Origin of the sequence: Mannheimia bovis, assembly GCF_014541205.1 — a bacterium.
Lineage (GTDB): Bacteria > Pseudomonadota > Gammaproteobacteria > Enterobacterales > Pasteurellaceae > Mannheimia > Mannheimia bovis.
This window is the reverse complement of the sequence record NZ_CP061280.1, coordinates 1,037,890-1,052,765: the sequence shown is the minus strand read 5'-3', so window position 1 is coordinate 1,052,765 and position 14,876 is coordinate 1,037,890. Positions and strand designations below refer to the sequence as shown.

Genomic DNA, 14,876 nt, shown 5'->3' with positions numbered 1-14,876 from the left:
TTCTTTATCTTATTTTCTCAATAATCCATAAACTGCTTTAAGCATAGACAATGGCAATAAACGTGGAATTGCTCGCATTAGAAAAATACCAAACCCCGAAATCGGATCGTGAATTTGACAATCATTTTTCAATTTATACAAACGCCATTCCGCTTCAGCTTGAGCTTTGCCACGGCGTCTGCCTACCATTCCGTTTCCTACTCGAGCATAAACCAACAGGTCAGGTAAATTTGCGACTTGTTTGAATTGAGCAATGAGTTTGATCCACAAATAATAATCTTCTTGTAGATCTTGATATCCCCCCACTTCTAATACTTTCGATTTTTGATATGCCACCGTCATATGGTTAAACGGGCAACGCTTACGGGTAAATTTAATGATTTCTTCTGCTGTGGTCGGCACATTACGATAAGCCACAATATCGTTAATATCTTGTCCAAATTCAGCAATTTGCCCGCCAAAAATGACGACTTCAGGATTTTTCTCAATAAATGCCACTTGCTTTGCAAAACGATCTGGCAAGCAAATATCATCGGTATCCATTCGGAAAACCCACTCATTTGCACAATAGTTCAAACCATCATTTAAGGTTTTGCCTAACCCCCGATTTTGTGGAAATTTCACCGCTTTTATCGGCAAAATCGTACTATATTCTTCCACGATCGCTTCTAATTCAGGTGTAACTGCCCCATCAAAACAGATGACGATTTCATCTGCTTGATAAGTTTGAGCTTTCAGGCTTTCAAAGCATTCTCTTAAATATTGCGGCTGTTCTTTAATGTATAAAGACATTAAAACGGAAAATTTCATTAGATAAACCTTTTTAAATTAATCGCCAATTTCGGCGAGATCAAAATCATTGCAGCAATAATCAGTTGCTTAATATTTTTTGTCTTTTTAAACATTTCAAAATAATAACCTGCTGCCTTGCGAGATAAATTCATAATATGCGGATAGCTTAAAATATAGAGTGAATTTAATTTAAAATTTTCCGCCTGTTCGGGCGTTTGAATATAGGTTTGTTTTATATATTCAATCGCTTTTTCGGTATTTATGGTATCCGTTGAAACGCTCGAACGCTTGGTGTGGAAGGTGCAATAGGTTAATGCCTTATCCACATAAAGTGGCTCAAAAGTCGGCTCTTCCAATAATTTCAACAAGAAATCGTAATCTTCCAGTGATCGCAAGCGGTCAGATAATCCGCCAATTTTGCAAAAGAGTTCTTTTTTCAATCCAATCATCGGCATACCGCCAATTTTATTCACTTTCAGCATATTCTCTTTAGTTAATTCACTTTTATATTTAAATGGCGAGGTTACATAAGTAAAACCTTCGTTTACCATTTCACATTTTGCGGGATGATAAACAAAATTTGCCTGTGGATTTTCGCTAATCGCTGTCGCCAGTCGCTCACATTTTTCTGGCATAAAACGATCATCATCGTCTAAAAACAGAAGCCACTCTCGGCTTGCGTGATTTGCCCCCACATTACGGCTTTGAGCTGCTCCCACATTTGGATTATTACGAATAACCTTTACCTCAAAAGGATAATCTTCATTGACGATCACAGGCACTTTTGAGTAGTCATCAACAATCACGACTTCAAAATTATAAAGCCTTTGTTGCTTTAAACTTTCCAGCAATGCCTTAATTTCTTCATTACGATTATAAGATGGCACAATAATACTAAACATTTTTTGCCTCTTTGTTTTTGCAAAATAATATTAAATTCCGACCGCTTGTACCAAATAATGATAGAAACATCAAAAGCAACATCATTAGCCCCGGGAAAGCGAAAGTATCAGCTTTAATATTTAAAATCGCCAAAATGCCAAGTGTCGATAAAGTAAAAATCCAGCTTCCTTCAAACCAATTAACTGCAACTTTCCGTACAAAATACGCAGTAAATACAAAGCAAACCAGCATATAGGATAAACCGCCGTATAACACTTGGCGAATATAGCCTGAGTCTGAACCGCCGTAATAGCCGCCCGTTTCGGTATAATATAAACCATCACCGGAAATAAATTGGCTAAGGGTTGGAATAAATAAATGGTTTTTCACTAAATTATCGGTAGAAGAACTTACTTTACCTGTACCGGATAATAAATTGATCACAGGTTCCAGTGCGTGCTCCACATAACGATTTTCCGGAAAAACAATAGCTAAAAATAGAATTAATATCGTAAAAGCAATTAATGGCAGTAAATATTTCCATTTAAAATAAAGAGCAATACTAATCACCGATATTAATAAAAATGTTCTCCCCGAGATTAACCCTATACATAAAATTAAAAATAAAAACCACTCATTTATTGAATCTGTTTTTTTATTATAAGCTAATAAAAAATGCAGTAACATTAAGTAGAAAATACTTAATTGGAAAAAAGCAGATGAGGTAATATTATAAAGTCTGTATTCCTGCTCAGAACCAAAAAAACGCGGCATCATCGCATTACTTGATAATAAAAAATCCACCATAAAAGGTACGCCTAATAGCGCTGCCACACCGCAAATCCATTGAATGCCGATACCGATTTTGAGATCACGCACAAATAAGGTTTTGCCCCCTTGCGTTCGATAAAATATATTGTAAACCGCAATGCCAAAAATAAATAAAATCAGCATTTTAACATACATTGCTAACACGCCTATTTCCTTCGTGCTATTAATTAATAGCGGAATAACACTAAAACTAATTAAAGCAATAATTGCAACTAGGCTATCTTTCGGAATAACAATGCCGTTGGATTTCCCTTTAATCACTTGGAAAGCTAAATAACCGCAAGCCAATAACCCTACCACAAATGCCATTCGTAAAAAGTGGAAGAACCAAGGATCGTAAATATAAAATAAATTAAACAGTGCAGACATATTAACCTATTAAGAATTTAATGAGCTAAGATTACGTTTAATCGCCAATAATTTTTTAAGTGGATACTTCATCACTTTTTTAAATAAATTATTATTCAGTGAGCCACGTAAATCTTCTAAATTACTGATTAACACAGGGTTTTCAATCGCCATTAACGGGCGAACAATTAACACATCTAATTTGAATTCATTGCCAAATAAAATAAAATCATCCGCAAGCCAATAAGGACGAGCCACACAGCATTGTGTTAGAAACTTGCAAGCGGTCGATTTTTTAATTAAATATGCAACTGTGCCGGCAAAATAATTGCGGTAAGGATAAGCATATTTATATTGACTATAGCCAATCTGTTTTTGTAAAAAAACCAAAGTGGTTGGGTAATTAATTTCTAATTCCACATCATCGAAAGTTGGGATTTTTGATTGCCCGACTAAAATAATATCTGCTTTCAAATTTTGTGCTAATAACGTATTAATCTGTTTTTGAAAATCTTGAGCAAATAACGCATCATCTTCACAGACAAGGCAGTAATCATTATTTTCAATAGTATTATCTTCTGCTATTTTTTGATAAACCGCTAAATGACTTAACGTACAGCCCACTTCACCTTTCGTGGTTTTCCGCCCATAATGTTGTTCAAATTTAGCTAAATCAAAACCTGTATTTAAAGCCTCCCAATCACTATTCATCGTATTAATAGCATTAAAGATTTCAAAATCTGCCGTATCGGGTTGAGAGAAGAAAAGCTCACGTCTTTTCACATCTTTTTCTAATGAGATTAAATATTTTTTCATTTTATTCTCGAATATCAATAATTTTAATACCTAGCTTTTCAAAAAGCTCATAAGTTTCAATATAGGCTGGATTATCTACCTCTACTCTTAAAGCAGTAACTTCAATATTTGGACTTTTATTTAAAATATTAATTACGGCACTGCTGAAATAGGTATATACTCGGCACTTTTTATGGCTAAACTCTTGAAATATATAATCCTCTAAAATTAAATTAGTATCAATATATTCCACATTATCAAGTTTATATTTTTCTCTTGGGTGTGGTAAATAGAGATCAATATCAAATACTTTAATCACTTTCTCTGCTAATGCAATATTTTTATCATCTTCTCGCTCAAAAATTGGCTGCCCGAGTAAAATATTCACAACTTTAGAATTTTCTAATTCTGAACCAGATAATTCTTTCGTATTAATAAGATCCACATAAACCGTATTTTCAATAATATTCGAAAAACCTTGATAAATCGTATAATGTGTTTTAGATAAATTTTTCAGTTTTTCTACACTGTATTTATTACCTAAAAACATATTAATTAATTTACGGTTTAACCCTATATTTTCTTCTTTATAGAAAATACTACTTGGAACAATATTTGCCGCACCATCATCAAAGGTATTCAGTTCATTAAATTTAATCGCACTGAGTAGGAACTGAATTTCTAATTCATTAATATTTGCCAGAAATACTTTATTAAACTCTTTTCCCCTAAAGGTTGATTTTAAATAAAGAATTTCTTTAAGTAATTGAATACGTTCACTATGTTGCTGCATTGCAAAAAATTGCTGACATTTTTGTTCCAAACGAGTTTGGTAGAAATCAAATTTCGCATTTTTAACGGTTGAGAGCATTACCCCGAAAAATGGCTCGTTTGGATGCATTCCAATAATTTTCTCTGCAATCAGCACTTGCAAAGGAGTGCAACAAATAATTAAATTCATACTGTTTTTCCCACCCTTGCCGTCATTACATAGAGAATTGGAATAATCACAACTGCCCCAATAATGGCTGCAAAAGGAATATATTCTATTTGGGTAAAGGTTAAAGCAAATAATGCCACCAAATAGAAAATGGTCGATAAAATGGAGCAAAGTGAAATAAGTTTGTTTTTGCCATAAAAAAACAAATAATTCACTAAAATTAAATAAGGCACAACGAGCATTGTCGCAATTAAAAAGAGGATTATATAATATTTTGTGCCTGCAAATTGGTTACCTAAAATCCACACTACTACATTTTCAGGGATAAGCCACATCACAAATGCTGGAATTGGCACAGTAAATAAGGCATAAAATGCCCATTTGTGGATATGGCTCACATTAATTCTTTTCTGCTTTAATGCCTCATAAAAATACGGAAGAGTCGCTTTATTTAAGGCTTGAACAAAAATGGCTAAAATCATTGCAATTTGTGCCCCCATTGCATATAAGCCTAAATCAGCTTCACTAAATTTATGGAAAATAAAAATACGGTCTAACTGCCCTTTTAAAAAAATGCTTGAATGGTGCAGAATCAACGGTAAGCCAAACCCCATTAAATAAAAGAGTGCGGTTTTATAGCGTGCCAAGCTAAATTTTTTCATTTTGCTTTTTTTAGCATAAAGCAAATAAGCAATGAAAAATACTAACGCATTGCTGATTAAAATTGCCAAAATCCGTTTTTCAACTAAATCCGTTTCAAAATATTCCATCATTGCAAAAGTAATAACCGCTGAGAAAATAGCTGACATTAACTGAATTACTGTATAAGCTAGAGCCTGTGTCTGGCACTGCCGTACACTTAGTTGCACATTTAAAAAGGACTGGAACATCGCCCCAATTGCCACATAAGCAATGATTTCTGATTTGAAATACCAGCAGCCTAATAGAATAAGTGAGCTTGCAAAAAGAGTGTATAAATAACCCGTCGTCAGCACTAAATTGAGCGAACGTTTACCGTAGAAATAAAAATAACGAGCTACCGCCCCATCTTGGCTAAGCCCGATAAAAATGACAAACAAGGCGGAGAAAGTTTGGTAATAGGAAAGCTCACCGTAGCCTTCTACCCCCAATTTTCGAGAGAAGTAAGGTAAGAGCAAGAAAGGAATTGACTTAGAAGCCAATTCCCCGATTAAGTAAATAACGCTGTCTTTAATTGCTTTCATAATTGCAAAATTTTGTCCATTTTCGACCGCTTGTTAAAAGCTCACATCATAAAATCCTTTCGGCTGACTGTTTTTGCTATCGGCTAAGAATTTTTTGATTGCATTGTAAGCCTTTTCCATCGCGTTGTCTTGAAAATATGGATTTTTCATTTCAGGCAGTCTGTCTTGAAACTCAGTAGAAATCAATTTATTAATGCCTTCAATAATGGATTTTTCATTGCTTTCTACATCAATTACCGTTTCGCCACGAACCCGCCCTTGCTGGCGGTTGCCGATATTCAGTGTGCCTACACCACAACTCGGAGCTTCAATCAAGCCTGATGAACTGTTACCAATTAAACCTTGAGAGTATTTAATCAATGCCAAATACTCTTCCGGTTTTACAGAAGTGAAAAACTTAAACTGATTTTCATCAGTATAGGTTTTAAAACGAGCATAAATTTGTTCGGAATTAGTATCCGAATTTGAGCCGATAAACACAAATTGGTATTTATTTTTAAATTGCTCAAAAGCATTTAGCAACGCATCAATTTGATCTAATACCGACACATCTGTCAAGGTTTCAGGGTGGAAAACCACTAAGAAATACGGTGTATTTGGAACACCTAATTGCTCTACCAATTCCGCTTTGGTTGGTAATACTAAATCTAAACTATTTTCTGCCCCAAGCGAGCCTGTATTGACCACATTTTCAGGCAATTCTCCCATTTGGATAACACGCTGTCTATATTCTTCGGTTGAAGTTAAATGCAGTTTAGACATTTTGGTAATGCAATGACGAATAAATTCATCATAATTTCCCAAAGTTTGCTCTCCACCGTGCAAATGAATGAGCGGGAGATTATGCATCGCTGCTGCCGTTGCTACTGCTAACATTTCATAGCGATCGCCTAATACAATCACTGCATCATATTTATGTTGCTGAAAATGCTCGCCAAAACGGTCTAAACATTCTGCCATAGAATGAATAATGGTTTGGTTATTTTCGCTATTTAAGATAAGCGGTATGCGAGCAGCAATCTCAAATCCATCTTGCTCAATCACAGTTACTGTATTGCCATATTGTGGATCAAGGTGCATTGCCGTTACCACAAGTGAAAAATTAAGCTCCGGATCTTGCTCTAATTTCTTTAATAAACGCTTAACAATGCCATATTCAGCACGTGATCCGGTAATATATGCGATATTTTTCATTTACTTTAATTCTTCTTCCAAAATAGCGGTTAATTTTTCGTAACCTTTTGCATTTAAGTGTAAGCCGTCATCACTATAATTTAAATCTAACTTACCGTATTTATCACTAAAGGCTTTATCCAACGCAATCCATTTTACGGACAAATTATCTTTCAGATATTGATTTAATAAGCGAATATCATTGTTATTGCGATCCGCTCTAAATGCTGTAGGGGTAATTTCTAAGAATGAAACATTAATATCCGCACGAATTGCTTTTAATTGGCTAATTAAGTGATTAATATCTCTTAGAACTTGCTCATCACTCCACCCTTTGTACACAATATCATTTGTACCAAGCATCAATACAACTTCTTTTGGTAACTCTGAAATTAGTCCTTTGTCTAAAATCAGTTCACTATATTGTTTGGTAGAGATACCGGCAATGCCTAAGTTATTGACTGATTTTCCATTTAAATATTCAATATTCCAATAATCCAAAATAGAATGACCAATTAAAGTAATTTCTTTTACTTCTTTGAAATTCTCTTTTTTCATTAAAATAGAACGCTTAATGGTTTCAAGTAAGATTTTTTCTTTGTTGCGTTGTTGTAGAATAAAGTAGAAATATTCAAAATCTTGGCGATCATCAATATCGATAGAAACATCTTTATCCATAAAATAGGCAAGACATTTCGCCCCATAGAAATGTTTTTGCTCAAGATAAGCGGTCGGTTTTGCCGAAAAAATTGCACCGTTTGGCGAATATTCAGGGAAATAGTGCTGACGAGCATAATTAGAATAATCTAGCTGGAAGTGTTTTAAACTTTCATCTTCTTCAATCACACGGGTAAGCGTGGTAGGCTTATGAGCATCAGATACCGACACGATAAAATCAAACTTATCAAAGTTACGCTCAAACTTCTCGCAACACTCTTGAATATGCTGTGCAGTTCTTAATGGAGATGTTGGCTGAAGTAACACAAAATAGTCAAAATCAACGTGTTTATATTGATTTAGCACATCTTCAATTACTACAAAAGAACTCGCTTTATCGCTGGCTAAATGCTCGGCACGTTTGATAAACTCAATCGGATAATGCGAGAGTAAATCGATATATTCTTGCGAATCCGTACTCACAATAATTTTTTCAAATTGCTTCGATTCAATCGCTGCTTCAATGGAGTACGCCATTAACGGCTTACCGTTAGCTAATAATACGTTTTTATTTGGTAGCCCTTTTGAGCCTGCTCGAGCTGTAATAATTGCAATTTTTTTCATCATTTTGACCGCTTGTATAGAGAAAACCTGAGGCGTTAAACCTCAGGTTACATATTATAATTGATTTTCGAAGCGAGAATCTTGAATAAGTTGATCTTCTTCAAAATCTTGTTGTGCTTCTTTCCCTAACACATCATACCAGAACATTGGACTAATGCCATTGCCCGGACGTTTGGTTGTAATATTTTCAGTAGTAAAAATTTCACCTTTTTTAATTGGACGTGCTGCAATAATGGATTTTCTTGCCACAATTTTATTTTTTGCTTCAGAGTTCGTTACTAGCTTTTCAGAAGAACCTAATGATTTTTCTACCGCACGAATGCCTTCACAGAGTAATTTCAATTCATCCGGAGTAACTGAGGCTTTATGGTCCGGACCTTCAAAATTTTTATCTAACGTGAAGTGTTTTTCAATAAAAGTAATGCCATAAGGCACTGCCGCCAAGCCTGCGAAATAACCAGCCGAGTGGTCGGAAAAGCCTAAGCTATATTCGCCAAACTCTTGTTTAAGCTGGTGGAAAGCATTTAAATTTACATCTTCATAAGGTGTCGGATATTCAGTATTACAATGTAAAATTGTAATATCTTTTTTCGCCATACCATTATCTTCTAACACTTTTAATGAGGCTTTGGTTTCTGCAATTGTCGCCATTCCCGTTGAAATCACAATGGTTTTGCCTTCAATCGGAAGTCGTGCAATTTTTTCTAAATAAGGTAAATTGGTTAGTTCACCTGATGGAATTTTCCATACTTTTTGTTGCTGACTTGCTAAGAAATCTATCGATTCAAAATCAAACGGAGTAGAGAACACCTCTAAACCAAGTGAACGAGCATACGCCTCTAATTTTTCAAATTCATCATAAGGCAACTCTAATTTACGCGTCATCTCTAATTGAGAATCTGCCGTGCCAGTAGTAACTTTTTGATACTCCGCTTTTGGAGCGTATTTGGAGATTAATTTATCTGCTTTGAATGTCTGGAATTTCACCGCATCAACACCGCATTCTTTTGCTACATCCACCATTTTTTTCGCTAAAGCAGGGTCGCCATTATGGTTACAACCAATTTCTGCCACAATAAATACATTTGCCATTATTTTATATCCTTAATATATTTTGCCGGAACGCCTGCTACAACAGTACGAGGCTCTACATTTCTAATTACCACAGCACCGGAACCAACCAGTGCACTTTCACCGATTCTTAATTGACCATTGATAACAGACGAACTTCCCACAAACGCATAATCTTCGACAATCACATCGCCATTTAGTGTCGTGTTTGTAGAAATATTGCAATGATTGCCGATAAAACAACCGTGTTCAATCAATGATTTCGTGTTAATAATCACATTATCACCTACTGCAACACCACTATTTACAATCGCCATTTTGCCAACAAATACACCAATGCCGAGTGTGGAATGTTTAGACACTAGAGCAGTTTTATCAACTACATTAATAATTTTGCACCCTAGTTGCTGCAATTTAAAAAATTTCTCTAAACGATGTGTGTTATCGCCAATACTAATGAAATAACTATAATTTTCACGCTCTGCAAAATCTTGTACTGCTGAGGCTAGAACTGGATAACCTAAATGACTACTTCCTTCAGGTTTAAAATTATCAATAAAGCCACAGAATTCATATTTCTCAAAATCGAGTGAATCCAATACAGATTTTGCATAACCACCTGCTCCGATTAGAATCAATTTTTCTTTCGTAGATCGTTGTTGCATATTACTTCCCCTCTGCCTTATGCATCAGAAGATTTCTCCAAATGGAGCATTCTAATACTTTTCCATAAGGAAAAATAGACAATTCGTTGATAATCTAGGAAAATAAACACTTATTTACTCATCTTTACGATAAATCAATTTTATGTTTGAACTGATTAAATTCATTACGGCAATGATCCTACCGCCATTTAACATTATCCTGTTATGGTTGTTAGCATTAATTCTATTTTCAGTAGGCTATAAATATTCAGCTTACTTTTTTGCCCTGCTTGGCATTGCAATTTTATATATTTTCAGCATTCCTTACACCTCACAAAAGCTGGGTGATTCCTTAGTAGATAGTGGAGAAATAACTATCGAAAAATACAAAAACGCCCAAGCAATTGTGGTATTAGGCGGTGGATTACGAGACAGCCAAGAATTATTCGGAAAATTAGCGATTACAGGCATTCCACTGGAAAGAATGCGTTATGCTGCTTATTTACATAAAGAAACAGGCTTACCGATTTTAGCCACAGGCAGTAGTCCAAATGGCACATCTGAAGCAAAAGTAATGGCGGATGAATTTAAAACATTCTTTAACATTGAAACTAAGTGGTTAGAAAACAAAGCCAAAACCACCAAAGAAAATGCGATTTTCAGCCGTGAAATTTTAGAAAAAGAGAACATCAATAAAATTATTTTAGTAACCAACCAATGGCATATGAAACGAGCGGAAATGCTCTTTACCCAACAAGGTTTTGAAGTGCTTACTGCAAGTGTTGGCTCAGGAGATACCCCTGATCACTACAAGCTCAACTTTATGCACTTTGTTCCACAAGCCGGAGCAATGAACAGTAATATGCTTGCACTAAAAGAGTGGATTGGGTATTGGAAGGAAAAGTAGATGACAAATAAGGCAGGTTAAACCTGCCTTATTCATTTGCAAAAAATCACACAAAATCAACCGCTTGTTCTCTTCTTTTTACCTAATTTCTTGTGGATCAATATCCAAACTCAGCCTAATATTTGTTGGAATATCTAAACTTTCTTTTTCTTGATCAAACCAATTGAGTAACTGTTGCAAAGCATTTCTGGTTGGGTGTTGTATTAACAACAACCAGCGGTAAAAACCTGCTTTTTTTGCCATTGGAGCAGAAAATGGTGGAATCAACTGAAAACCTTGCCAATGTTGTTGTCGGATTTTTTGCTTAAAATAATCCGCAAGTTGTTCAAGCACTTTTAATGTTTGCTCATTATTCTTCCCTGTCGCTTTAAATAGCACTTGGGAGGAAAACGGCGGCAATGCCATTATCTTTCGTATTTTTAAGGCTTCTTTGGCAAATTCGCTATAGCCTTGTTCTAACAAGGTTTTTAACAATGGGTGATCCGGGTAGTGTGTTTGTAGCACTACTTCGCCCTTTTTCTCGGCACGTCCTGCTCTGCCAGCCACTTGCAAATAAAGTTGAGCAAGTTTCTCTTCCGCTCGAAAATCAGTCGAGAAAAGGGCTGAATCCACATTTACAATCGCTACCAACGTAACATTAGGGAAATGATGCCCTTTTGCTAACATTTGTGTTCCAATCAAAATTTGGCTTTTGCCTTCTCGAATATCGTTAAGGTGATTTTCTAGTGAACCTTTCCGTGAAGTAGAATCTCGGTCAATTCGAGTAACTTGGTAAGTTGGAAATTGCTCCTTAAGCACTTGTTCCAGCTGCTCAGTGCCAACACCGGTAGTAATCAAATTGGTTGAGCCACAATGTCCACACTGGCGAGGAATTACCCTCTGAGTAGCACAATGATGACAGCGTAGCACACGCTGTTTTTGGTGGTAAGTAAAGGGCTTATTGCACGCCTCACACTCGCAAATCCAACCGCATTCGTGGCAAAGTAACACAGGGGCAAAGCCTCTACGATTTAAAAACAGCATCACTTGGTTGCCTTGCTCCAAATGATGTTTCATCATTGAAAGCAATCGTTCAGATAAACCCGCAGTAATGCGTTGCGTTTTTAAATCAATAATATGTTGATTAGCAATTTGTGCATTGCCAGCTCGTGCGGTCAGCCCTAATTCAATGAATTTACCATTTTGAACATTTTGTAGGCTTTCAAGGCTTGGCGTGGCTGAGCCTAGCACAATAGGAACATCTGCATTTTTTGCCCTCACCACTGCCAAATCTCTTGCGTGGTAACGCCAGCCCTCCTGTTGTTTAAATGAGCTGTCGTGTTCTTCATCTAAAATAATCGCCCCCAATTTCTTAAATTGAGTAAAGAGGGCGGAACGTGTACCGATAACTATCGCACTTTCGCCATTTTTAGCTCGAAGCCACGCATTCAGACGTTCAGTTTCATTCATATTGGAATGTAAAACGTCAATTTCCACATTAAAGCGAGCTTTAAAACGTTGTACCGTTTGTGGTGTTAGCCCAATTTCAGGCACAAGCACAAGCACCTGCCGGTTGCGTTTTAGCACGGTTTCGATAAATTGCAGGTAAACTTCGGTTTTGCCCGAACCCGTTACCCCATTCAGTAAAAAAGCAGCAAACTCATTTTGCACATTTAAACGGCTAACTACTAAGGTTTGCTGTTTATTCAACGTAAGGCAATTTTGCACATTCACTAACGGCAATTCACCAAGCGATTGTTGCCACGATTGTGGTACAAAAGGCACATCAATTTTTTCAATATAGCCTTTTTCTACTAACCCTTTCCAAGCTGAGGGGCTACAAGCGGTCGGTTTTTCAAAATATTTTGCACATTCGGCAAGTTCGGTTAAAAGCTCAACTTGTTTTTTGGCTTTTTTGTTTTCTCCAATAATTAACGATTTCCGCCCTTGTTCCGTTACCATAAAATAATCAGGCTGGGAACGTTCGGTAGAATCGCCATTACGAAGTTTGACAGGCAACGCACTGCTTAATACTTCGCCTATTGGGGCGTGATAATAGCGAGCTGCCCAAGTAAGCAACTTCCACATTTCATCGTCGAAAAGAGTATCTAAATCCAATACACTTTTTATCGGTTTGAGTTTATCAATTGGCACATCACTCGTTTGCGGAAAATCAACCACAATGCCGATTTTAGTTTGCCTGCCGAAAGGTACAACAACCCTGCTGCCCTTGCCGGCATTCAGCTCGTCAGGCAGTAAGTAGTCAAAAAAACGATGTAACGGCACATTCAGTGCCACCCTAATTAATCTCACTTCTCTAAACCAATTTTGATCGCAAGCCCGATAAATATCGAACCGCAGATTTTATTTAACCAATTTCCAACCGTTTGGTTATGCCGTAAAAAACACCCAATAGGGGCTGCAGCTAATACTAAAATGCTTACCCAAATAATACTGGTGGATAAAAATGTCAGCCCCAACAGCATAAAAGGTATAAAGGTATTTTCTAAATTATGGGAAACAAATTGTGGTAACAATGCCAAGAAAAAGAGCAACACTTTCGGGTTTAATAAATTTGTGATCAGCCCTTGACGAAATATGTTCCATAGTGGCAGTTTATCTAAGTTAATTTTTTCTAGTACCAGAGGCTCTCGCCACATTTTGATACCGAGATAACAAAGGTAAGCAGCCCCTGCGTACTTCAGCACATTAAATAAAGTTGGCGAATGTGCCACAATGCCTGCAAGCCCGAGTGAAACGGCGATAATATGACATAAAATGCCTGCCAGAATGCCAACTGAAGAAATGAAGCCAGACTTTTTTCCCTCAGCAATGGTGCGGGTTAAGATATAAATAGTATCCGAACCTGGCGTGAGGTTAAGTAAAATACAAGCGGTTAAAAATCCCCAATAATTTACAATATCACTCACTATTCATCTCCTAAACCAGATGCTATTTTTTGCTTTTTATGTTGATGCCGCAAAGCAATGATACCATCTAACACCAAAAATAAAATTGAAATCAGTAGGCAAATCATCAAGATATAGGATTCACTTTCTAACCTTTCGCCAATTAAGAATGAAACAATTAACATTAACAACGGCTCTACATAGCCTAATAGTCCTAATAAATAAAAAGGTAAAATTGTACTGGCTAGGGTGTAGCTAATTAATGCCATACCACTAATTAAACCGAGTAATGCAATAAAATAATAAATATTAGGGTTCTGTGTTTCTACATATTGCATATCAAGTTGGCTAATAAAATATAACGCAACAGGGAGTAGATATAAAATTTCAACTACAAAGCTATGCAAATGGCTTAAACCAAATTTCCTGCGGAGATAAAAATAGATTGGATAACCTGTGCAGACAAACAAACTTTCAAGCGAAATTTTGCCTGTTAAAAGAATATTGCTGATAACCCCTACAAACGCCACCACAATTGCCAGCCATTTATTAAGAGAAAGCGTTTCTTTATAAACCACTTTTCCAAATGCCACCATCATAATCGGCATTAATAAATAGCCCATCGAAACCTCAATCGCTTTTCCGCTATTAGGTGCCCATAAAAACAGCCACATTTGCCCACCTACAATAGATGCTGTAATTAAAATAATCAGTAATAAATGGGGTTCTCTCTTAAGGCGTTGGAGAAATGCTAAAAACTCTTTTTGTTTTTTAAATAGGTATAATGCAAGGAAAAGAAAAGGAATCGTTACCACCATACGAATACCGAAAATGCTCACACCTGTCAGCGGTTTTAGAAAGATCGCCAAATAGTAGAGGCAACCAAATAACATTGAGGCTGAAAGAGATAAAAGAATGCCTTTTAACATAGTGATAAGAAATTAATTGTTGCTAGTTTTTCAATTTCCCTCATCCCTCTTTTCTAAAGAGGAAGGTTCATTCATCTAAATGCTTAAATTAACCGGGCTATTCAAAAACTTACTAACTAAATAATATGAATTTATATAGAGATAAAATCCCCTCTTTAGATAAAGAGGGGAA

At 36.1% G+C, this 14,876-nt stretch carries 14 protein-coding genes; 1 reads left to right on the top strand and 13 read right to left on the bottom strand.

Translation table 11 applies throughout. From position 1 onward, the window contains the following. Window positions 1–9: 9 nt before the first annotated feature. Genes ICJ55_RS05375 through ICJ55_RS05330 form a run of 10 tightly spaced genes read right to left on the bottom strand, consistent with a single transcriptional unit; the run spans window position 10 to window position 10,001 of the window. Window positions 10–810 (bottom strand): glycosyltransferase family 2 protein, encoded by an 801-nt coding sequence (locus ICJ55_RS05375; protein WP_188157642.1) that lies wholly within the window; start codon window positions 808–810, stop codon window positions 10–12. Continuing rightward, the gene (locus ICJ55_RS05370; protein WP_188157641.1) at window positions 810–1,694 is read right to left on the bottom strand and encodes a glycosyltransferase family 2 protein; all 885 of its coding nucleotides are present in this window, start codon (window positions 1,692–1,694) and stop codon (window positions 810–812) included. The genes ICJ55_RS05375 and ICJ55_RS05370 overlap by 1 nt, the downstream gene beginning before the upstream one ends. Next, window positions 1,687–2,874, bottom strand: a complete 1,188-nt coding sequence (locus tag ICJ55_RS05365; RefSeq protein ID WP_188157640.1) for a hypothetical protein — start codon at window positions 2,872–2,874, stop codon at window positions 1,687–1,689. The genes ICJ55_RS05370 and ICJ55_RS05365 overlap by 8 nt, the downstream gene beginning before the upstream one ends. A gap of 9 nt (window positions 2,875–2,883) precedes the next feature. Continuing rightward, window positions 2,884–3,669: a glycosyltransferase family 25 protein gene (locus ICJ55_RS05360; protein WP_188157639.1), complete on the bottom strand. Its 786-nt coding sequence runs from the start codon at window positions 3,667–3,669 to the stop codon at window positions 2,884–2,886. A gap of 1 nt (window position 3,670) precedes the next feature. Further along, a complete protein-coding gene (locus ICJ55_RS05355; RefSeq protein WP_188157638.1) occupies window positions 3,671–4,609 on the bottom strand; it encodes a glycosyltransferase family 52 in 939 nt (312 codons plus the stop codon). Beyond that, entirely contained in the window at window positions 4,606–5,811 is a 1,206-nt protein-coding gene (locus tag ICJ55_RS05350; protein ID WP_188157637.1) for an oligosaccharide flippase family protein, read from the bottom strand. Before ICJ55_RS05350 ends, ICJ55_RS05355 begins: the two co-directional genes overlap by 4 nt. A gap of 33 nt (window positions 5,812–5,844) precedes the next feature. Continuing rightward, on the bottom strand, window positions 5,845–7,005 hold the full coding sequence (gene neuC, locus ICJ55_RS05345) for a UDP-N-acetylglucosamine 2-epimerase (protein ID WP_188157636.1): 1,161 nt from the start codon (window positions 7,003–7,005) through the stop codon (window positions 5,845–5,847). Continuing rightward, on the bottom strand, window positions 7,006–8,265 hold the full coding sequence (locus ICJ55_RS05340) for a cytidylyltransferase domain-containing protein (RefSeq protein WP_188157686.1): 1,260 nt from the start codon (window positions 8,263–8,265) through the stop codon (window positions 7,006–7,008). It lies immediately after the preceding gene. A gap of 54 nt (window positions 8,266–8,319) precedes the next feature. Beyond that, the gene (gene neuB, locus ICJ55_RS05335; protein WP_188157635.1) at window positions 8,320–9,357 is read right to left on the bottom strand and encodes an N-acetylneuraminate synthase; all 1,038 of its coding nucleotides are present in this window, start codon (window positions 9,355–9,357) and stop codon (window positions 8,320–8,322) included. After that, window positions 9,357–10,001: an acetyltransferase gene (locus ICJ55_RS05330; RefSeq protein ID WP_188157634.1), complete on the bottom strand. Its 645-nt coding sequence runs from the start codon at window positions 9,999–10,001 to the stop codon at window positions 9,357–9,359. Before ICJ55_RS05330 ends, neuB begins: the two co-directional genes overlap by 1 nt. 142 nt (window positions 10,002–10,143) lie before the next feature. Here ICJ55_RS05330 and ICJ55_RS05325 point away from each other — a divergent pair, with 142 nt between their 5' ends. Then, window positions 10,144–10,887, top strand: a complete 744-nt coding sequence (locus ICJ55_RS05325) for a YdcF family protein (protein WP_188157633.1) — start codon at window positions 10,144–10,146, stop codon at window positions 10,885–10,887. A 78-nt stretch (window positions 10,888–10,965) separates the two neighbouring features. Here ICJ55_RS05325 and priA read toward each other — a convergent pair whose 3' ends face one another. Genes priA through rarD form a run of 3 tightly spaced genes read right to left on the bottom strand, consistent with a single transcriptional unit; the run spans window position 10,966 to window position 14,704 of the window. Continuing rightward, on the bottom strand, window positions 10,966–13,179 hold the full coding sequence (gene priA, locus ICJ55_RS05320) for a primosomal protein N' (RefSeq protein ID WP_482052055.1): 2,214 nt from the start codon (window positions 13,177–13,179) through the stop codon (window positions 10,966–10,968). Next, a complete protein-coding gene (locus ICJ55_RS05315; protein ID WP_188157632.1) occupies window positions 13,176–13,796 on the bottom strand; it encodes a LysE family translocator in 621 nt (206 codons plus the stop codon). Before ICJ55_RS05315 ends, priA begins: the two co-directional genes overlap by 4 nt. Continuing rightward, on the bottom strand, window positions 13,796–14,704 hold the full coding sequence (gene rarD / locus ICJ55_RS05310) for an EamA family transporter RarD (RefSeq protein ID WP_188157631.1): 909 nt from the start codon (window positions 14,702–14,704) through the stop codon (window positions 13,796–13,798). The genes ICJ55_RS05315 and rarD overlap by 1 nt, the downstream gene beginning before the upstream one ends. Between the last annotated feature and the right edge of the window lie 172 nt (window positions 14,705–14,876).

What these genes read in the sequence shown, in the direction of transcription:
- ICJ55_RS05375 (WP_188157642.1), bottom strand. Translation starts at nt 810, where the DNA reads ATGAAATTTTCCGTTTTAATGTCTTTATACATTAAAGAACAGCCGCAA.
- ICJ55_RS05370 (WP_188157641.1), bottom strand. Translation starts at nt 1,694, where the DNA reads ATGTTTAGTATTATTGTGCCATCTTATAATCGTAATGAAGAAATTAAG.
- ICJ55_RS05365 (WP_188157640.1), bottom strand. Translation starts at nt 2,874, where the DNA reads ATGTCTGCACTGTTTAATTTATTTTATATTTACGATCCTTGGTTCTTC.
- ICJ55_RS05360 (WP_188157639.1), bottom strand. Translation starts at nt 3,669, where the DNA reads ATGAAAAAATATTTAATCTCATTAGAAAAAGATGTGAAAAGACGTGAG.
- ICJ55_RS05355 (WP_188157638.1), bottom strand. Translation starts at nt 4,609, where the DNA reads ATGAATTTAATTATTTGTTGCACTCCTTTGCAAGTGCTGATTGCAGAG.
- ICJ55_RS05350 (WP_188157637.1), bottom strand. Translation starts at nt 5,811, where the DNA reads ATGAAAGCAATTAAAGACAGCGTTATTTACTTAATCGGGGAATTGGCT.
- neuC (WP_188157636.1), bottom strand. Translation starts at nt 7,005, where the DNA reads ATGAAAAATATCGCATATATTACCGGATCACGTGCTGAATATGGCATT.
- ICJ55_RS05340 (WP_188157686.1), bottom strand. Translation starts at nt 8,265, where the DNA reads ATGAAAAAAATTGCAATTATTACAGCTCGAGCAGGCTCAAAAGGGCTA.
- neuB (WP_188157635.1), bottom strand. Translation starts at nt 9,357, where the DNA reads ATGGCAAATGTATTTATTGTGGCAGAAATTGGTTGTAACCATAATGGC.
- ICJ55_RS05330 (WP_188157634.1), bottom strand. Translation starts at nt 10,001, where the DNA reads ATGCAACAACGATCTACGAAAGAAAAATTGATTCTAATCGGAGCAGGT.
- ICJ55_RS05325 (WP_188157633.1), top strand. Translation starts at nt 10,144, where the DNA reads ATGTTTGAACTGATTAAATTCATTACGGCAATGATCCTACCGCCATTT.
- rarD (WP_188157631.1), bottom strand. Translation starts at nt 14,704, where the DNA reads ATGTTAAAAGGCATTCTTTTATCTCTTTCAGCCTCAATGTTATTTGGT.